This window comes from Pantoea sp. EKM20T (assembly GCF_011800485.1).
GTDB classification, from domain to species: Bacteria; Pseudomonadota; Gammaproteobacteria; order Enterobacterales; family Enterobacteriaceae; genus Pantoea; species Pantoea agglomerans.
Window position 1 is genome coordinate 109,564 of record NZ_JAALFW010000009.1, and the last position, 20,276, is coordinate 129,839.

The following is a 20,276-nucleotide window of genomic DNA, read 5'->3' on the forward strand; positions in this document are numbered from 1 at the left end:
TGACTCAGCTTAATGAAGGCGCAATTTTTTTCACCTATCCCTGAACAGCGCCATAACGTGTAACAACGAGGCCAGAGAATATTATGTCCGAACAGATTGTGACGTCCGCGTCCGCATCCCCTATTGTCGTCTCCCCCAAAAGCCAGAAAATAAACCTGCTGGATCTCAACCGTCAGCAGATGCGCGAATTCTTCCTGTCGCTGGGCGAAAAGCCTTTCCGCGCCGATCAGGTCATGAAGTGGATTTATCACTACTGCTGCGATGACTTCGAGCAGATGACCGACATCAACAAAAAGCTGCGTAACCGGCTGATGGAGCTGACGGAGATCCGTGCGCCAGAAGTGGCAGAAGAGATGCGCTCTACCGACGGCACCATCAAATGGGCCATTCGCGTGGGCGACCAGCTGGTGGAAACGGTCTATATCCCGGAAGGGGACCGCGCCACGCTCTGTGTCTCTTCACAGGTGGGTTGTGCGCTGGAGTGTAAATTCTGTTCGACCGCACAGCAGGGCTTTAACCGTAACCTGCGGGTGTCAGAAATTATTGGTCAGGTGTGGCGCGCGGCAAAAATTGTCGGCGCAGCGAAAATCACCGGCCAGCGTCCTATCACCAACGTGGTGATGATGGGCATGGGCGAGCCGCTGCTCAACCTCAATAACGTGGTCCCGGCGATGGAGATCATGCTGGATGACTTCGGTTTTGGTCTGTCGAAGCGTCGCGTGACCCTCTCCACTTCGGGTGTGGTGCCCGCGCTGGATAAACTGGGCGATATGATCGACGTCGCGCTGGCGATTTCCCTGCACGCGCCTAACGATAAGTTGCGTGATGATATTGTCCCGATCAACAAAAAGTACAATATCGAAACCTTCCTGGCGGCGGTGAAACGCTACATTGGCAAATCCAACGCCAATCAGGGACGCGTGACCATCGAGTACGTATTGCTGGATCACGTCAATGACAGCACAGATGATGCGCATGAACTCGCCGCATTACTGAAAGAAACACCGTGTAAAATCAACCTGATCCCCTGGAACCCCTTCCCGGGCGCGCCTTATGGCCGTAGCTCCAACAGCCGCATCGATCGTTTCTCCAAAGTCCTGATGGACTATGGTTTTACGACCATCGTGCGTAAAACCCGTGGCGATGATATCGATGCCGCCTGTGGTCAGTTAGCCGGTGAGGTGATCGACCGTACCAAGCGTACGATGCGTAAAAAAATGGCGGGTGAAGCCATCTCTGTGAAGGCTCTCTAGAAGAGTGACTCAGAGCGTTTCCTGAAGTGATGACGCGTGGCAGGCTGCAGCCTGTCAACGTCAACCGGATGGAAACGATTATGCGTAACGGATTACCTGCAGTTTTACTGGCGCTGTTTGTTGTAAGCGGGTGTGTCAGCCAGCATCACGAACCCGGAGCAGAAGAGGTGCGTCTGCAGTTAGGGATGCACTATCTGGCGGGTGGCGACTATGCCGCAGCTGAGCGAAACTTTCTGCGGGCACAGGCCGCCGCGCCAGAGGATTACCGGGTCTCGCTTGCGCTGGCTCGACTGGCGCAGAAGCAGGGTAATCAGACAGCGGCGCAGGCACGGTTTATACTGGCACAGCAGCAGGCCCCGGATAATGGTTTTGTTGCTAACAATTACGGTGCGTTTCTCTGCGCTTTAAGGCAGTATGGCGAAGCGCATCAACAGTTTAGTCGGGCAAGCGCAGCACCGCAGTTTGATGCACGCAATGACGCGCTTGAACTGGCAGGATTTTGTTATCTGCAGGCTGGCGATATTGCCGCTGCCCGCAGGACACTACGCCAGGCCATTGAGGCTGACAGACGCAAAGCTGATTCGCTGCTGTCGGAAGCTGAAAAGCAGATGGCAGATAACCATCTGGCGAAGGTGCAGGTTTTGCTTGATATTTACCAGCAACAGCTGCCCGCAACGGCACGAAGTCTGGCGTTACACTTACGTTTCGCCGCGCTACAGGGAGATGCCGCTGACGTTTCACGTTATGGCGACCAGTTAGCGCGACGTTTTCCGCAATCGATACAGTACCAGCGTTATTTAGCTAATGAATACTGAAGCCACTCAAGAAAACTCTGCATTACATTCAACAGGTGAACGCCTGCGTCTGGCCCGTGAGCAGATGGGGCTGACGCAGCAGAACGTCGCTGAACGCCTGTGCCTGAAACTTTCTACCGTGCGTGATATCGAGGAAGACAAATCGCCTGCCGATCTGGCCTCCACGTTCCTGCGCGGATACATTCGCTCCTACGCGCGTCTGGTGCACATTCCTGAAGAGGAACTGCTGCCGATGATGGCGAAACAGACACCGATTCGGGCTTCAAAGATCGAGCCGATGCAAAGTTTCTCGCTGGGCAAACGCCGCAAGAAACGCGACGGCTGGTTGATGATTTTCACCTGGCTGGTGGTGTTTGTGGTGGTGGGTCTGACCGGTGCCTGGTGGTGGCAGAATCATAAAGAGTCGCAGGATGATCTGGTGCCGATGACCGATCAGAACAGCAGCAGCGGTGATAGCGGCCAGTCCATTCCGCTGGGTGAATCCAGCGGTGACAGCGCGGCACCTGCCGCACCTGACGAAAGCAATACCACCAGTGACAACAGCGCAGCCAGTGCGCCAGCGAGTGCGGCTCCGGCCGCCACTGGCAGCAATAGCGCGACCACCGCACAGCCGGATACCACCAGCAATGCCGTGGTTTCACCGAGCCAGGCGCCCGTGGACAACTCAGCGGCTGCACCTGCGGCCACAAACACGAATACCAATACCAGCACGGCACCTCAGATGCCAGTAGGTGCAGCGGCGGTCAGTGAACCGGCTGCTGACCCTAATGCGGTGGTGATGACCTTTAACGCCGACTGCTGGCTGGAAGTGAGCGATGCCACCGGCAAAAAACTGTTCAGCGGCATTCAGCGCAGTGGTGGTAAACTCAGCCTCGCAGGAACGCCTCCGTATCGTCTGAAAATTGGCGCGCCTTCCGCTGTTCAGGTGCAATATCAGAATCAGCCCGTTGATTTAAGTCGTTTTATCCGTAATAACCAGGTTGCTCGCCTGACGTTGGGTGCGCAATAACAGCGTATCGCGTACCGGGCAATTGTGGAGAAGAAATATGCATAACGAAGCACCCATTATCCGTCGTAAATCCAAACGCATTTACGTCGGCAAGGTGCCGGTCGGTGACGGCGCACCCATCGCTGTCCAGTCGATGACCAACACCCGCACCACTGACGTGGAGGCGACGGTAAATCAGATCAAAGCCCTTGAGCGAGTCGGTGTCGACATCGTTCGTATCTCGGTGCCTACCATGGATGCCGCAGAAGCATTCAGACTGATCAAACAGCAGGTTAACGTCCCGCTGGTTGCAGATATTCATTTTGACTACCGCATCGCCCTGAAAGTCGCCGAGTATGGCGTCGACTGCCTGCGCATCAATCCCGGTAATATCGGGAACAATGAGCGCATCCGTATGGTGGTCGACTGCGCGCGCGACAACAATATTCCGATTCGAATCGGCGTGAACGCCGGTTCGCTGGAGAAAGATCTGCAGGAAAAGTATGGCGAGCCGACGCCGCAGGCGCTGCTGGAATCTGCCATGCGCCATGTCGATCATCTCGACCGTCTTAACTTCGATCAATTCAAAGTCAGCGTTAAAGCCTCTGACGTTTTCCTCGCGGTTGAATCTTATCGTCTGCTGGCGAAACAGATTGAACAGCCACTGCATCTCGGTATCACCGAAGCGGGCGGCGCGCGGGCTGGCGCAGTGAAATCGGCGATTGGACTGGGTCTGCTGCTGTCAGAAGGGATCGGCGATACGCTGCGTATCTCGCTGGCCGCCGATCCGGTAGAAGAAGTCAAAGTCGGTTTCGATATCCTCAAGTCACTGCGCATCCGTTCTCGTGGCATCAACTTCATCGCCTGTCCGACCTGCTCACGTCAGGAGTTCGACGTTATCGGCACGGTCAACGCGCTGGAGCAGCGTCTGGAAGACCTCATCACCCCGATGGATGTCTCCATTATCGGCTGCGTGGTCAACGGACCTGGCGAGGCGACCCTCTCTACGCTGGGCGTGACCGGCGGCAGCAAGAAGAGTGGTTTCTACGAGGATGGTGTGCGTCAGCGTGATCGTCTCGACAACAATGACATGATCGATCAGCTGGAAGCGCGCATTCGTGCTAAAGCGTCGATGCTGGATGCCAGTCGCCGTATTGATGTGCAGCATCTGGAAAAATAATGGCGTACGCGGTTTGCGTGCGTGACTTTTTTGACTGAACCTGTGCGGTTTCATCCTCATAAGGTATGATGCCGGACAGGTTTTTTTGCATTAAGAGATTCTAACGTGGCGAAGAATATTCAGGCGATTCGCGGGATGAACGACTACCTGCCTGCGGATACCGCCCTCTGGCAACGGATTGAAGGCGTTCTCAAGCAGACGCTGGCGAGCTACGGTTACAGCGAAATTCGCTTACCGCTGGTGGAGCAAACCCCACTGTTTAAACGCGCCATCGGTGAAGTCACCGACGTGGTTGAAAAAGAGATGTATACCTTCGAAGACCGCAACGGTGAAAGCCTGACGCTGCGTCCGGAAGGCACTGCAGGTTGCGTGCGAGCCGGTATTGAACACGGTTTACTCTACAACCAGGAGCAGCGCCTGTGGTATATGGGCCCGATGTTCCGCTATGAGCGTCCGCAGAAAGGCCGCTATCGTCAGTTCTACCAGATTGGCGTGGAAGTGTTTGGTCTGCAGGGTCCGGACATCGATGCTGAACTGATCATGCTGAACGCCCGCTGGTGGAAAGCCCTGGGTATCTCTGAGCACGTTCGTCTGGAACTCAACTCTATCGGTTCGCTGGAAGCACGCGCGCATTACCGCGACGCGCTGGTCGCCTTCCTTGAACAGCACAAAGAGGTGCTGGATGAGGATTGTAAACGCCGCATGTACACCAATCCGATGCGCGTTCTCGACACTAAAAATCCTGATATCCAGCAGTTACTGAATGATGCGCCACAGCTTGGCGACTATCTTGACGACGAATCACGTGAACATTTCAGCGGCCTGTGTGCCCTGCTGGATGACGCCGGGATCAGCTACACCGTCAATCAGCGTCTGGTACGCGGTCTTGATTATTACAATCGCACCGTGATTGAGTGGGTCACCGATAGCCTGGGTTCACAGGGCACGGTATGTGGTGGCGGTCGCTATGATGGCCTGGTTGAGCAGCTCGGTGGGCGCGCAACACCTGCCGTTGGCTTTGCCATGGGCATGGAGCGTCTGGTGCTGCTGGTTCAGGCGGTTAATCCTGAATTTGAACCGACGAGCAATGTGGATGTCTATGTTATCGCTTCAGGTCAGGGCGTGCAGTCTGCAGCAATGCAGCTGGCTGAGAAATTGCGTGATGAAGCGCCAGAACTGAGGCTGATGACCAACTTTGGCGGCGGCAACTTCAAGAAACAGTTTGCCCGTGCTGACAAGTGGGGCGCTCGCGTCGCACTGGTGTTAGGCGAGGACGAGGTCAAAGCCGGTCAGGTCGTGATTAAAGATCTGCGCCGTGGCGAGCAGCAAACGCTGGATCAGGCAGAGGCTGCTGCTGTCTTGCGCTCGCTGTTACAGTAAGCGTGACACAGCACCAACCATAGAAAGGAGAGGGATTGCGTGGAAGTGTATAGCAATGAGAACGAGCAGACCGACGCGCTGCGCAACTTTTTTGCCAACAATGGCAAAGCGTTAGCTATTGGCGTAGTGATCGGCATTGCTGCGCTGGGCGGCTGGCGTTACTGGAGCAGTCATCAGGACGATACGGCGAAGACAGTATCAGCGCAGTATCAGCAGCTCACCAGCGCCATGCAGGCGGGCAAACCGGAGACGCTGGAAGCGGTAAACCGTTTTGCCAGTGAAAACAGCAACACCTACGGTGCGCTGGCTGCGATGGATCTGGCGAAGCAGTATGTTGACGCCGGTCAGCTTGATAAAGCCGCGACGCTGCTGCAAAACGGACTGAAAGATACCAAAGATGCCAATCTGCAGGCGGTGATTAACCTGCGCCTGGCACGCATTCAACTGCAACAGAATCAAGCGGATGCGGCGCTTAAAACCCTTGACGGTGTGAAGGGTGATGGCTGGACAGCCATTGTGGCCGATATTCGCGGCGAAGCGCTGCTGACCAAAGGCGACAAGCAGGGCGCGCGCGATGCCTGGAGTAAAGGGGTTGAATCTGACGCCTCTCCGGCATTGAAGCAAATGATGCAGATGAAGATGAATAACTTAAGCTAAGCCAGTCAAGAGAGAGCGCATGGAATTACGTAAATACCTGCTGCCGGGACTGATTTCAGTCACTTTGCTCAGCGGTTGTTCGCTGTTTAGCGGCGAAGAAGATGTAGTAAAAATGGCCCCGTTGCCGAAGGTGGAAAATCAGTTCACGCCACAGAAAGTGTGGAGCACCTCGGTAGGCGATGGTGTCGGTGATTTCTACTCAAATCTGCATCCTGCCTGGCAGGATAATACGGTTTATGCTGCCGACCGCTTTGGTATCGTCAAAGCGCTCGATGCCGCAGACGGTAAAGAAAAATGGAAAGTCGATCTCTCTGAGAAAACCGGCTTCTTCTCTAAAAATCGCTCAGCCATGTTATCAGGTGGCCTGACGGCTGATGGCGATCGGGTCTATGTTGGCAGCGAGCGCGGCCAGGTTTATGCCCTCAACAGCAGTGATGGTAGCCTGGCGTGGCAGACGAAAGTCGCCGGTGAAGCACTGTCACGTCCGGTAGTCAGCGATGGTCTGGTGCTGGTTCATACCAGCAACGGCATGTTGCAGGGCCTGGATCAGAGCAGCGGTGCCGTAAAGTGGAGCGTCAACCTGGATATGCCAGCGTTGTCTCTGCGCGGTGAATCTGCTCCGGCTGTCGCTTTTGGTGGCGCGATTGTCGGTGGCGACAATGGTCGTGTCAGTGCCGTGGTGCTGAACCAGGGACAACTGGTCTGGCAGCAGCGTATTTCTCAGGTCAGCGGTGCCACTGAGATCGATCGTCTTAACGATGTCGATACCACACCGGTTATCGTCAATGGCGTGGTTTACGCGCTGGCGTATAACGGCAATCTGACAGCACTGGATCTGCGTTCCGGCCAGATTTTGTGGAAACGCGAAATTGGCGGTGTGAAAGATCTGATTGTTGATGCCGGCCGCATCTATCTGGTCGATCAGGACGATCGTGTGATTGCGCTTAACGCTGACGGCGGCGTCGCCATCTGGCGTCAAAGCGATCTGCTGCATCGCAACCTGACTTCGCCGGTGCTCTACAACGGCTATCTGGTTGTCGGCGACAGCGAAGGTTATCTGCACTGGCTGAACACCACGGATGGTCGTTTTGTTGCGCAGCAGGAACTGGATAGCTCAGGCTTCCAGACCGAGCCGGTGGTCGCCAGCGATAAGCTGCTGATCCAGTCGAAAGATGGTGAGGTTTATGCGATTACCCGTTAACGGGTACACGTCTGGCAGGTGAAATCCTCCGTTCCGACGGCTCCTGATTTAATCAGGGGCCGTTTCGTTTTTAGTCAGGCATGGTATTCTTTGCGCCTTAAGCCTGAACTTGACGGCCAGAGCCGTTATAATCACGCCATTCGGGCGATTAATTATTTATTGAGGCATTTTGTTATGGTACCTGTGGTCGCGCTGGTTGGGCGTCCCAATGTGGGAAAATCTACGCTATTTAACCGCTTAACCCGCACACGTGATGCGCTGGTAGCGGATTTTCCTGGACTGACTCGCGATCGCAAATATGGTCGCGCCGAAGTGGAAGGGCGCGAATTTATTGTTATTGATACCGGTGGTATCGACGGCACCGAAGAGGGTGTTGAAACGCGGATGGCCGAGCAGTCACTGCTGGCGATTGAAGAAGCGGATGTCGTGCTGTTTATGGTCGATGCGCGTGCGGGCATGATGGCCGCCGATCAGCAAATCGCTAAGCATCTCCGTTCCCGCCAGAAAGCGACTTTCCTGGTGGCCAACAAAACTGACGGTATGGATCCTGATCAGGCGGTTGTGGACTTCTATTCACTGGGCCTGGGCGAGATCCACGCCATTGCGGCATCGCATGGTCGTGGTGTGAGCAGCCTGATAGAAGAGGCACTGCTGCCATGGATGGACAAAGTTGAGACGGTCGAGCTCACGGAAGAAGAAGAGAACCAGGCATACTGGGCTGCGCTTGAAGCTGACGAGATTGCTGAGCAGGAAGCCGCCGAGGAAGAAGAAAACTTCGACCCGACGGGCCTGCCGATCAAACTGGCGATTGTTGGCCGTCCTAACGTAGGTAAGTCAACGCTTACCAACCGTATTCTCGGTGAAGACCGCGTGGTGGTCTACGATATGCCGGGCACCACCCGCGACAGCATCTATATTCCGATGGAGCGTGATGGACGTGAATACGTTCTGATCGATACGGCGGGCGTGCGTAAGCGTGCAAAAATCTCTGACACCGTAGAGAAATTCTCGGTGATCAAGACGCTGCAGGCGATTGAAGATGCCAACGTGGTGATGCTGGTGATTGATGCCCATGCCGGTATTTCCGATCAGGATCTGTCGCTGCTTGGCTTCATTCTCAACAGTGGTCGTTCGCTGGTGATTGTGGTCAACAAATGGGATGGCCTGTCGCAGGAAGTGCGTGATGAAGTGAAAGAGACACTGGACTACCGTCTGGGCTTTATCGATTTCGCCCGCATCCACTTTATCTCTGCGCTGCACGGCAGCGGCGTCGGCAATCTGTTTGAGTCGATCACTGAAGCCTATGACTGTTCGACGAAGCGTGTAAACACCTCGCTTCTGACCCGCATCATGAATATGGCGGCAGACGATCACCAGCCACCGCTGGTGCGCAGTCGTCGCGTTAAGCTCAAATACGCGCACGCGGGGGGCTATAACCCGCCTATCGTGGTAATCCACGGTAATCAGGTTAAGGATCTGCCAGATTCTTACAAACGCTACCTGATGAACTATTTCCGTAAATCACTCAACGTGATGGGAACGCCAATTCGTATTCAGTTCAAAGAGGGTGATAACCCTTATGAAGGCAAACGTAACCTGCTGACACCAACGCAGCAGCGTAAACGTAAGCGTCTGCTGGCGCATATGAAAAAGAACAAGCGTTAAGAATAGAGGGCCATCTGGCCCTCTTTTTTTTACCCTGAATAAACCGGAGCAGGGAGAAAATAGTGACTATTATTTGCGAAAAATGTCAGCAACCGCTGTCGCTCAGTGACGGTGAATTTATCTGTAATACCTGCGGTACGCATTACCCCGCACAACCCTGCTGTCCGGAGTGTCATCAGCCGCTTGAGGTGCTCAAAGCCTGCGGCGCGGTGGACTATTTTTGCCGGAATGGACATGGCCTTATCTCCCGCAAGCGCGTCCTTTTCCAGCCGCCAGGTCACTGAAGCCGCTTTCGGCTACGCTTAAAACGTCTGAGAATTCAGAGCGACGACTGGCTCATTTTGTAGCAAAAATGCTATTGCGCCGTAACAAATGAGTTGTGGATGTTCACTCTGTAATGTACCAGGTGGTACAATCCTGCCGCGTCGTGGGAGGGGCAAGCCACATCCGTGTTCTTCCGGCCCATCGATCTCACGGACGCGGGTCTGTTTATATTCGATTTGAAACCGAGCGATGCCTGGCGCGGACTGTCTTAACGCGCCGGCGTCCGGATGGCATCTGTCCGGGTGCTCTGTTTATTCAGGAGAGTAAGTATTATGGCTGAAACATCCTCCCGCTCCGGAAAGGGGCTGGGAATAGCATCCGTGCTGCTCGGACTGGTGCTACTTGCCACCGGTCTGTTTTTTGCAATTGGCGGCGGCAAACTGGTTGCACTTGGTGGCAGCGGGTACTTTTTAATTGCGGGTATCGTCACTGTACTCTCCGCAATTCAGTTCTTCCGTCGCAAATCCTCGGCAGTGGTTCTTTTCCTGCTGGTCTTTGTCGGCACCCTGATCTGGTCGCTGTTCGACGCGGGCCTGGAGTTCTGGCCGCTGGTATCACGCCTGATGGTGCCTGCCGGACTGATGCTGCTTGCCTTCCTGATCTGGCCTTCACTGCGTAAGCATGAAGGTAAGCACTCACTGGTAAAACCCTCTTATGCGTTCTCTGCGCTGCTGGCGGCAGGCATGGTTGTTACGCTGGTGCAGATGTTCCAGCCACATCCTACCGTTGCAGGCACGGGCGAAGAGCTGCCGCTGATCCCGGTAGATAAAGCGAAACAGCAGAAAGACTGGGATAACTACGGTAATACCCCGCAGGGCAGCCGCTTTGTGGCGCTGGATCAAATCACCCGCGACAACGTGAAAGATCTGCAGGTGGCCTGGACTTTCCGTACCGGTGATACCCCTGTCAGCCCGACCGGCAACGGCGCAGAAGATCAGCAGACACCGTTGCAGATTGGCAATACCCTTTATCTCTGCACACCGCACAACAACGTCATCGCCGTTGAAGCCAACAGCGGTAAGCAGATCTGGAAACGTGAAATCAATGCCAAAGCGGAAGTCTGGCCACGCTGCCGTGGTCTGGCTTACTTTGACGCCACGAAACCGCTGCAGCAGCCAGATAAGCCGGGGTCTTCACCTGTGACTGCCGCAGTGTTGCCAGCCGGTGACAGCTGTCAGCGTCGTATTCTGATGAACACTATCGACGCGCGTCTGATTGCGATCAATGCTGACAACGGTGAGTTCTGTGAAAACTTTGGCGATCACGGCATCGTTGATCTCAAAGCGGGCATGGGCAAGGCACCGGATCCGCAATATCAGCTGACCTCAGCGCCAACCCTGGCTGGCACCACTGTGGTGGTCGGCGGTCGCGTAGCGGATAACGTGCAGACGGATATGCCGGGTGGCGTGTTGCGTGGCTTTGACGTTATCACCGGCCAGATGCGCTGGGCGTTTGACCCAGGCAATGTTGACCCGAATACGATATTGATGCCGGGTAAAGATTATACCCGCAGTACGCCGAACTCATGGGCACCGATGTCTTACGACCCGGCAATGAACACCGTGTTCATTCCAATGGGCAGTTCGTCGGTTGACCTCTGGGGTGCGAACCGTACTGAACTGGATCACAAATATGGCGCATCGGTTCTGGCGCTGGATGCCACGACCGGTAAAGAGAAGTGGGTTTATCAGACCGTGCATAACGATCTGTGGGACTTTGACCTGCCGATGCAGCCAAGCCTGATCGACTTCCCGCAAAAAGATGGCACTACCACACCAGCGGTAGTGATTGGCGGCAAAACCGGCATGATCTTCGTTCTTGACCGTATGACCGGCAAGCCGCTGACTAAAGTCGAAGAACTGCCGATGCCGCAGGGCCATATCCCGAACGAGCAGTACACTAAAACGCAGCCACACTCGACCGGGATGCCGCAGATTGGCAACCAGACGCTGAAAGAGTCTGACATGTGGGGTGCCACGCCGTTTGATCAGCTGGCCTGCCGCATTGGCTTCAAATCCATGCGCTATGACGGCCTGTTCACCGTGCCGGACACCGACAAGTCTCTGAGCTTCCCGGGTTCGCTGGGCGGTATGAACTGGGGCAGCATGTCGGTCGATCCGAACAACCACCTGTTGTTCGTCAATGATATGCGTCTGGGTCTGTGGGTTCAGATGATCCCGGCTGATACCAGCAATATTGCGCGTGGCAGCAACGGCGGCGAAGCGATCAACACCGGTATGGGTGCCGTTCCGCTGAAAGGCACGCCATATGCTGTGAATAAAAATCGCTTTATGTCACCGCTGGGTATCCCATGTCAGAAACCGCCATTTGGTACGCTGTCGGCGATTGACATGAAAACGCAGAAAATCGTCTGGCAGGTGCCGGTCGGCACGGTGCAGGATACCGGACCATTCGGTATCAAGATGCGCGTGAAAATGCCGGTTGGCATGCCAACGCTGGGCGGTACGCTGGCCACGCAGGGCGGCCTGGTGTTCATCGCGGGTACGCAGGATTACTATCTGCGCGCCTTTGACTCTTCAACCGGGAAAGAGGTGTGGAAAGCACGTCTGCCGGTAGGCAGTCAGGGTGGCCCGATGAGCTACGTCTCACCGAAAGATGGTAAGCAGTACATCCTGATCTCGGCAGGTGGCGCACGTCAGTCACCGGACCGTGGTGATTATGTGATTGCTTACGCGCTGCCAGACAGCAAGTAACAACGCTTAAGGAAAAGGGCCGACATAGTCGGCCCTTTTTTTTGCTTATTTACCGTCGCGCCACAGCGCCTGCAACTCAGGCGGCGCCACCTGTTCCGGAATCAACAGCACTATCGTCCCAACCTCGCGGTGGGTTGCATACTGAATCTGGATGCGAAAATAGCGCTGGTCACCACTGCCCACCTGCGCGGCTTTCTCCTCAGGTTCGCCCAGCGGCATCGCCTGCTGCAGCGCATGGCAGACGCGCTCTCTTTCTGGCGGCGGCAGCTCGCCCAGCATAAAGCGTCGTTCGGCGCGTAGCCCCGGAATAAAGGCCATGCCGCCTTCACGCGCGACGATGATGGTGGCGTCATCAGTGAGTTCGGGCAGGTCACTCATAGCACGCCAACCTCCTTCCATGCCTGTTCAATGGCACTGCCGACCGATTCGTTAAACCGTTTTTTACCATGCTGAACGGTGAAGCGGGCAAAGGTCTTAAAGTCAGCATCCTGTGGCAGTTCGTCGTCACACACCGTATCGTACCAGGCATATCCCGTCTGTTCCCACGCATAACCACCCAGCGTTGTTGCTGCCAGATAAAAAGCCCGGTTAGGGATGCCGGAGTTGATATGAACCCCGCCATTATCTTCACGTGTCTTCACGTAATGATCCATGTGTGCCGGTTGCGGATCTTTGCCCAGCATCGGGTCATCATAGGCAGAGCCAGGTTCAGACATTGAGCGCAGACCACGCCCATTGATGCCGCTTGCCAGCAGGCCTTCGCCGATAATCCAGTCCGCCTCATCGGCACGCTGTTTTTTACTGAACTGTTTCACCAGCGAGCCAAACACATCTGACAGCGACTCATTCAGAGCACCAGCCTGCTCGAAGTAGATCAAGCCGGCTTCATTTTCCGTCACGCCATGCGCCAGTTCGTGCGCCACAACGTCAATCGCAATGGTGAAGCGATTAAAGATTTCGCCGTCACCATCACCAAATACCATTTGCTGACCGTTCCAGAAGGCGTTCTGGTATTTGTCACCGTAGTGCACGGTACCGAGCAATTTCAGCCCCTGATTATCCAGCGAATTACGCTGATAAGCCTGCCAGAAGAAGTCATAGGTTACGCCAAGATAGTCCCATGCTTCCTCAGCCGCCACGTCGTCATTGCCGGGCTGGCCCTCCTGACGAATCAGCTTACCTGGCAGGGTCTGCTGACTTTGCGCATCATAAATTTCACGATCCACGTGGCCGCCTGCCGCGGTTTTTGCCACCGGCTGCTTTTGCCAGTGTTCCGCCATCAGGTGCTGGACGTGTGTCAGGGTGCGACGCGCCTGCTCCTGCTGGTGGCCGGAACCGTGCGCGATGATTTTGCGAAGGATATAGGGAGGAATAACGCAATAAGCCATCTGAAACTCCTTGGCGACAGGGAATGTGCCAGAAAGTATAGACCCGTCAGGCTGGTTAGACCTCATTAGTGAGGCCAGCGTTAAGTGTAAAAGTGTGAGCTGACGGGCAGAGTCAGGAGACGGTTTTGCGGCGACGCTTTTCTGAGACAACAACGTTTGCAAGCCATCTGAAACGCCCTGGCGACAGGGAATGTGCCAGAAAGTATAGACCCGTCAGGCTGGTTAGACCTCATTAGTGAGGCCAGCGTTAAGTGTAAAAGTGTGAGCTGACGGGCAGAGTCAGGAGGCGGTTTTGCGGCGGCGCTTTTCTGAGGCAACAACGTTGGCAAGCCATCTGAAACGCCTTGGCGACAGGGAATGTGCCAGAAAGTATAGACCCATCAGGCTGGTTAGACCTCATTAGTAAGGCCAGCGTTAAGTGTAAAAGTGTGAGCTGACGAGCAGAGTCAGGAGGCGGTTTTGCGGCGGCGCTTTTTCTCAGGCAGTAACTGCGTCACCTGGCTTTCAACCCAGCCATCATCAAGACGGGTACGGAGCAGGTCGCCGCTCTGTAGCTGTGCGGTTTTCTTCACCACCTGTCCGGCAGTGTCGGTGGTCACGCTAAAACCACGCGCCAGCGTCGCCAGCGGGCTGACGCCTTCCAGTTGCGCCACCAACTGACCAAAGTGCTGTTTGCTGGTGCTCAGCTGTTTTGTCATGCTCTGCTGCAGGCGGTAGTGCCAGCTTTGCAGCTGTTTTTGCGCATCGAACAGCCGCTGCTGAGGCTGCTGGGCATTGAGTCGATGCGACAGGCGATCCTGCTGACGCGTGGCGTGACGCAGGCGGGTTTCCATCGCTTCTCCCAGTCGCTGCTGCAGGCGGAACAGGGCGGTCTGCTGACGGGCCAGACGCAGCTGCGGATGCTGCTGTTGCAGACGATGCTCAAGGCGGGAGTAAAGCCGCTGCTGACGTGCCAGGTAGTAATCCATCGCCATCTCCAGCCGCTGTTGCTGTGACTGCAACTGACGCAGTAACTCCAGATGGTTACGGCTGACAATTTCAGCCGCGGCGGAAGGGGTGGGTGCACGTAAATCGGCAACGAAGTCGGCAATGGTGACATCGGTTTCATGACCCACCGCGCTGACGATGGGAATGCGGCTGGCAAAAATGGCGCGCGCCACGCGTTCATCGTTAAAGCCCCACAAATCTTCCAGCGAACCGCCGCCGCGTCCGACAATTAAGACGTCGCACTCGTTGCGCAGGTTGGCGATTTCAATTGCGCGGACGATAGCCGCTGGCGCATCGACGCCCTGAACCACGGTCGGGTAGATGACCACGGGCAGGGAGGGATCACGGCGATGCAGCACGCGTAACACATCGTGCAGCGCCGCGCCGGTGGAAGAGGTGATTACCCCGACCTGACGCGCCGGTTCCGGCAGCGGTTGCTTATGCTGCGGATCAAACAGTCCTTCGGTGGCCAGTTTTGCTTTCAGCAGTTCAAACTGCTGCTGCAGCAAGCCTTCACCCGCCGGATGCATACTTTCGGCAATCAGCTGATAGTCACCGCGTGGCTCATAGAGAGTGATGTTGGCGCGAACCAGCACCTGCTGACCATGCTGCGGACGAAAGGTAACGCGTCGGTTACTGTTGCGGAACATAGCACAGCGAACCTGAGCGCCATCATCTTTCAGCGTGAAGTACCAGTGACCGGATGCCGGTTGCGTGAAGTTGGAGATCTCGGCGCTGATCCAGACCAGGCCCATCTCTTTCTCCAGCAGCTGACGCACTGTCGTATTGAGACGGCTGACGGTAAAAATATTGGCGATGGGTGGCAGCGACATGTGACGAAGATCAAATTCCAAATCAGCAGGTTAATTCATCGATACTACAGGGCTGCCAGTGCGGATCAAGAGTTTTTCGTAAATAATGCTGGAGGCAATCGATTACGGCCTGTATAATGCCGCGGCAATATTTTATCTATTCTCAATCACCCGAGGTGGAGTATTGCCATGTTAAGAATCGCTAAAGAAGCACTCACTTTTGACGACGTTCTGCTCGTCCCTGCACACTCCACCGTCCTGCCGAATACGGCCGATCTCAGCACTCAGCTGACCAAAAATATCCGTTTAAATATTCCTATGCTCTCCGCTGCCATGGACACCGTGACCGAGTCGGGTCTGGCGATTGCGCTGGCACAGGAAGGTGGCCTTGGCTTCATCCATAAAAATATGTCAATCGAACGCCAGGCGGACGAAGTGCGCAAGGTGAAGAAACATGAAAGCGGTGTGGTGACTGAACCACAGACCGTCCTGCCAACCACCCCACTGGCTGACGTTAAAGCGCTGACCGAGCGCAACGGCTTTGCGGGCTATCCGGTGGTTAACCGCGACAACGAACTGGTGGGTATTATCACCGGTCGTGACGTGCGCTTTGTCACTGACCTTTCACAGCCTGTCTCTGCAGTCATGACCCCGAAAGATCGTCTGGTGACGGTGAAAGAGGGCGAAGCGCGCGATGTGGTGCTGCACAGGATGCATGAAAAGCGCGTTGAGAAAGCGCTGGTGGTGGATGACAGCTTCCATCTGCTGGGCATGATCACCGTTAAAGATTTCCAGAAAGCCGAACGTAAACCTAACGCCTGTAAAGATGAGCAGGGCCGTCTGCGTGTCGGTGCGGCAGTTGGCGCAGGTGCAGGTAACGAAGAGCGTATCGATGCGCTGGTTGCAGCGGGCGTTGACGTGCTGCTGATTGACTCTTCACACGGCCATTCTGAAGGCGTGCTGTCACGTATCCGTGAAACCCGTGCCAAATACCCGGACCTTGAAATCGTCGGCGGCAACGTAGCCACCGGTGCCGGCGCACTGGCGCTGGTTGCGGCAGGCGTCAGCGCCGTTAAAGTGGGTATCGGCCCGGGCTCTATCTGTACTACCCGTATCGTGACCGGCGTGGGCGTTCCGCAGATCACTGCCGTCTCTGATGCAGTCACCGCGCTGGAAGGCACCGGTATTCCGGTGATTGCCGATGGCGGTATCCGTTTCTCCGGTGACATCGCGAAAGCGATCGCCGCCGGTGCGTCCTGTGTCATGGTCGGTTCGATGCTGGCGGGGACCGAAGAGTCACCGGGCGAGATCGAACTCTATCAGGGCCGTTCGTTCAAATCCTATCGCGGTATGGGTTCACTGGGCGCGATGTCTAAAGGCTCTTCTGACCGCTACTTCCAGACCGATAACGCCGCTGACAAACTGGTGCCGGAAGGTATCGAAGGTCGCGTGGCCTATAAAGGCCGTCTGAAAGAGATCGTGCATCAGCAGATGGGCGGCCTGCGCTCGTGCATGGGCCTGACCGGTTGCCCGACCATTGATGACCTGCGCACCAAGGCGGAGTTTGTCCGCATCAGCGGCGCCGGCATCAATGAGAGCCACGTGCATGATGTGACCATCACCAAAGAGTCACCGAACTATCGCATGGGTTCATAATCCCGATTTCCCGCCCGGCTTCAGCCGGGCGCTTTTATTGATTAAGTCACCGTTCTGGAAAACCCTCAATGACGACGGAAAATATCCATAAGCATCGCATTCTGATTCTCGATTTCGGCTCACAATATACTCAGCTGGTTGCACGTCGCGTACGCGAGCTGGGCGTTTACTGTGAACTCTGGGCATGGGATGTCACCGAAGAGCAGATTCGCCAGTTCAACCCAAGCGGCATCATCCTTTCCGGTGGCCCGGAGAGCACCACCGAACTGAACAGCCCGCGTGCGCCTGAATATGTCTTCAGCGCTGGCGTGCCGGTGCTGGGTGTCTGCTACGGTATGCAGACGATGGCGATGCAGCTGGGCGGCACCGTTGCTGGCTCAACTGAGCGCGAGTTTGGTTATGCGCAGGTTGAAGTGACGACGCCAAGCGCTCTGGTTCGCGATATTGAAGATGCGATCAGCGCCGCCGGCAAACCGCTGCTGGATGTCTGGATGAGCCACGGCGACAAAGTTACGGCGATCCCGGCTGACTTCGTGACCGTTGCCAGCACAGAAACCTGTCCGTTCGCCATCATGGCTAACGAAGAGAAGCGTTTCTACGGCGTGCAGTTCCACCCGGAAGTGACCCATACCCGCCAGGGCCTGCGGATGCTTGAGCGCTTCGTTATCGACATCTGTGAGTGTGAAGCCCTGTGGACGCCAGCCAAAATTATTGAAGATGCGGTTGAACGCCTGCGTGTTCAGGTCGGCAACGACAAAGTGATCCTCGGCCTGTCTGGTGGTGTTGACTCCTCCGTGACGGCAATGCTGCTGCATCGCGCCATTGGCGACCGTCTGACCTGCGTGTTCGTAGATAACGGGCTGCTGCGCCTGAACGAAGCACAACAGGTTATGGATATGTTTGGCGACCACTTCGGCCTCAACATTATTCACGTTGAAGGCGAAGCGCGCTTCCTCGACGCGCTGGCAGGTGAGAATGAGCCGGAAGCGAAACGTAAAATTATCGGTCGCGTCTTTGTGGAAGTCTTCGACGAAGAAGCGCTGAAGCTGCAGGACGTTAAGTGGCTGGCACAGGGCACCATCTATCCGGATGTTATTGAGTCTGCGGCCTCTGCAACCGGTAAGGCGCACGTCATCAAATCGCATCACAACGTCGGCGGCCTGCCGAAAGAGATGAAGATGGGTCTGGTTGAGCCGCTGCGTGAGCTGTTCAAAGATGAAGTGCGTAAGATTGGTCTGGAGCTGGGCCTGCCTTACGACATGCTCTACCGCCATCCGTTCCCGGGTCCAGGTCTGGGCGTGCGCGTGCTGGGCGAAGTGAAGAAAGAGTATTGCGACCTGCTGCGCCGTGCCGATGCCATCTTCATTGAAGAGCTGCATAAAGCGGATCTCTATAACAAAGTCAGCCAGGCGTTCACCGTCTTCCTGCCGGTACGTTCAGTCGGCGTGATGGGCGATGGCCGTAAATATGACTGGGTTGTCTCGCTGCGTGCGGTGGAAACCATCGACTTTATGACCGCACACTGGGCACACCTGCCGTATGATTTCCTGGGTCGTGTCTCTAACCGCATCATCAATGAAGTCGACGGCATCTCCCGCGTGGTGTATGACATCAGCGGTAAGCCACCAGCGACGATTGAGTGGGAATGATTTAACGTCTGGCAACAGCCTGCACGTATAAGCAATAAAGCACCTCTAAGCCCGCATCACTGCGGGCTTTTTCATTAGTGCACTGGAGAATTTTGCCTCGTCAGGCAGTCTGTTGCAAAAGCCTGACAGGTTGCAGGATTTGAATCTGATGCCAGAATCGACAGTCGATGTTACGCCGCCTCTTACAGGCAGCGTACGGTAAAAAAAGCGAAGTCATTTTTCTAAAGACTGGTCAAAACGTCTACAGGTCATGCTGATATGGCTTTCAGCTCACTGCAGAACTCTCCTGATAATCATGTCATGCAGACGTTTGCTTAATCCTGCCAGCCATGCGAAAAGTGGCGGCTATGCTACCAGTATTATCCTGATATCGTTCACATTCGTTAATGTTGGTCCCGTTATCAGCAAATCATTGATTGCGTGAAAATAGCTGTAGCTGTCATGCGCGTTCAGACAGGTGAGTGCATCAAGCCCGCGATTTTTTCCGCGCGTCAGCGAATCCGGATAAATCATCGCGCCCGCTGCATCTTCGGTGCCATCAATGCCGTCGCTGTCACCCGCTATGGCCCAGATTCCCCTTTCTCCACGGAGTGCGCAGGCTAATCCCAGCAAAAACTCAGTGTTACGGCCGCCTTTACCCGCACCTTCATTACTTACGGTAACCGTTGTTTCCCCTCCCGACAGCAAAACAGCAGGGCCCTTCAGCGGCTGACCATGCTGCTTCACCGATTTCGCAATGCCTGCCATGACGGTTGCCACTTCCCGGCTCTCACCTTCCAGGGCATCACCGAGTATCAATGGGGTAATACCATGATTACGCGCAGCCCTGGCTGCGGCCTGTAATGCCATTGCTGGTGTGGCAATCATCCTGACCTCACCAATGGGCAGCATGCCTGACAACGCCAGCGGCTGGCTCAACACATGGCGAACCTCGGCGGATACCGGAATAGCGTAGCGCTCGAGCACCTTCAGTGCATCTTCTGGCGTGCTGTTGTCAGCCACAGTCGGACCTGATGCCACATCTGCCGGATTGTCACCCGGGACATCGCTGATAATCAATGAAACCACCCGTGCAGGCTGCGCCAGTGCAGCCAGCCTGCCGCCTTTTATCGCCGAGAGGTGACGCCTGACCAGATTCATTTCCCTGATGCTGGCACCGCTGTGCAGCAGTGCACGGGTAACAGACTGTTTATCGGCCAGCGTGATACCCGGCGCGGGTAATGCCATCACGGCGGAGCCGCCGCCTGATATCAGCGCCAGTACCAGATCGTCGGGTGTCAGTCCGCGCAGCGTTTCCAGAATCAGCATAGCCGCCGTTTCACTCATCGCATCTGAAACCGGATGGGAAGCCTCCAGAATACGGATACGCCCGGCGGGCACTGCATGACCATAGCGAGTCACCACCACGCCACTGACATCCACGTCTGGCCAGGCGGCATCCACAGCCGCCGCCATGGCGGCCGAAGCCTTGCCTGCCCCGACCACGATACAGCGGCCAGCAGGCTTCTGCGGCAGCGCCGCCGGAACGACAGGCCCGGGACGGGCACTGTCAACCGCCTGCTTAAAGATATCCTCCAGTATCGTTGCGGCCTGATCGTTTCTCATTG

At 55.7% G+C, this 20,276-nt stretch carries 16 protein-coding genes; 12 read left to right on the top strand and 4 right to left on the bottom strand.

The window, feature by feature from the left end:
* The first annotated feature begins 83 nt into the window (after positions 1-83).
* The 10 genes from HFD94_RS16215 to HFD94_RS16260 all read left to right on the top strand — a co-directional run bounded on the left by HFD94_RS16215 (position 84) and on the right by HFD94_RS16260 (position 12,177).
* The gene (locus tag HFD94_RS16215) at positions 84-1,253 is read left to right on the top strand and encodes a bifunctional tRNA (adenosine(37)-C2)-methyltransferase TrmG/ribosomal RNA large subunit methyltransferase RlmN (protein WP_010257560.1); all 1,170 of its coding nucleotides are present in this window, start codon (positions 84-86) and stop codon (positions 1,251-1,253) included.
* 80 nt (positions 1,254-1,333) lie between these two features.
* Complete coding sequence (gene pilW, locus HFD94_RS16220) at positions 1,334-2,068, top strand: type IV pilus biogenesis/stability protein PilW (RefSeq protein WP_033772872.1); 735 nt, start codon at positions 1,334-1,336, stop codon at positions 2,066-2,068.
* On the top strand, positions 2,058-3,077 hold the full coding sequence (rodZ, locus tag HFD94_RS16225) for a cytoskeleton protein RodZ (RefSeq protein ID WP_010257552.1): 1,020 nt from the start codon (positions 2,058-2,060) through the stop codon (positions 3,075-3,077). Before pilW ends, rodZ begins: the two co-directional genes overlap by 11 nt.
* A gap of 37 nt (positions 3,078-3,114) precedes the next feature.
* Entirely contained in the window at positions 3,115-4,236 is a 1,122-nt protein-coding gene (ispG, locus tag HFD94_RS16230) for a flavodoxin-dependent (E)-4-hydroxy-3-methylbut-2-enyl-diphosphate synthase (RefSeq protein WP_003848692.1), read from the top strand.
* A 105-nt stretch (positions 4,237-4,341) separates the two neighbouring features.
* Entirely contained in the window at positions 4,342-5,616 is a 1,275-nt protein-coding gene (gene hisS, locus HFD94_RS16235) for a histidine--tRNA ligase (RefSeq protein ID WP_010257545.1), read from the top strand.
* Positions 5,617-5,655: 39 nt separating this feature from the next.
* Positions 5,656-6,273: a YfgM family protein gene (locus tag HFD94_RS16240; protein ID WP_010257542.1), complete on the top strand. Its 618-nt coding sequence runs from the start codon at positions 5,656-5,658 to the stop codon at positions 6,271-6,273.
* Between the two features lie 19 nt (positions 6,274-6,292).
* Entirely contained in the window at positions 6,293-7,474 is a 1,182-nt protein-coding gene (gene bamB / locus HFD94_RS16245) for an outer membrane protein assembly factor BamB (RefSeq protein WP_010257539.1), read from the top strand.
* A gap of 174 nt (positions 7,475-7,648) precedes the next feature.
* Positions 7,649-9,139: a ribosome biogenesis GTPase Der gene (gene der / locus HFD94_RS16250; RefSeq protein ID WP_010257536.1), complete on the top strand. Its 1,491-nt coding sequence runs from the start codon at positions 7,649-7,651 to the stop codon at positions 9,137-9,139.
* A 62-nt stretch (positions 9,140-9,201) separates the two neighbouring features.
* Entirely contained in the window at positions 9,202-9,423 is a 222-nt protein-coding gene (locus HFD94_RS16255; protein ID WP_022624126.1) for a zinc ribbon domain-containing protein, read from the top strand.
* A gap of 312 nt (positions 9,424-9,735) precedes the next feature.
* Positions 9,736-12,177, top strand: a complete 2,442-nt coding sequence (locus tag HFD94_RS16260; RefSeq protein ID WP_167433297.1) for a glucose/quinate/shikimate family membrane-bound PQQ-dependent dehydrogenase — start codon at positions 9,736-9,738, stop codon at positions 12,175-12,177.
* A 45-nt stretch (positions 12,178-12,222) separates the two neighbouring features.
* Here the strand turns inward: HFD94_RS16260 and HFD94_RS16265 are convergent, their stop codons facing one another.
* The 3 genes from HFD94_RS16265 to xseA all read right to left on the bottom strand — a co-directional run bounded on the left by HFD94_RS16265 (position 12,223) and on the right by xseA (position 15,385).
* Positions 12,223-12,555, bottom strand: a complete 333-nt coding sequence (locus HFD94_RS16265) for a protealysin inhibitor emfourin (protein ID WP_060680735.1) — start codon at positions 12,553-12,555, stop codon at positions 12,223-12,225.
* Positions 12,552-13,565, bottom strand: coding sequence for a M4 family metallopeptidase (locus HFD94_RS16270; protein WP_122889742.1), 1,014 nt, complete (start codon positions 13,563-13,565; stop codon positions 12,552-12,554). The genes HFD94_RS16265 and HFD94_RS16270 overlap by 4 nt, the downstream gene beginning before the upstream one ends.
* A 446-nt stretch (positions 13,566-14,011) precedes the next feature.
* Positions 14,012-15,385, bottom strand: coding sequence for an exodeoxyribonuclease VII large subunit (xseA, locus tag HFD94_RS16275; protein WP_122889741.1), 1,374 nt, complete (start codon positions 15,383-15,385; stop codon positions 14,012-14,014).
* 168 nt (positions 15,386-15,553) lie between these two features.
* Between xseA and guaB the strand changes: the two genes are divergently transcribed.
* Entirely contained in the window at positions 15,554-17,020 is a 1,467-nt protein-coding gene (gene guaB / locus HFD94_RS16280; protein ID WP_010671324.1) for an IMP dehydrogenase, read from the top strand.
* A gap of 68 nt (positions 17,021-17,088) precedes the next feature.
* The gene (gene guaA, locus HFD94_RS16285; RefSeq protein ID WP_010671325.1) at positions 17,089-18,669 is read left to right on the top strand and encodes a glutamine-hydrolyzing GMP synthase; all 1,581 of its coding nucleotides are present in this window, start codon (positions 17,089-17,091) and stop codon (positions 18,667-18,669) included.
* 345 nt (positions 18,670-19,014) lie between these two features.
* On the opposite strand, the gene HFD94_RS16290 is transcribed toward guaA, so the two are convergent.
* Entirely contained in the window at positions 19,015-20,274 is a 1,260-nt protein-coding gene (locus tag HFD94_RS16290) for a glycerate kinase (protein WP_061901202.1), read from the bottom strand.
* Between the last annotated feature and the right edge of the window lie 2 nt (positions 20,275-20,276).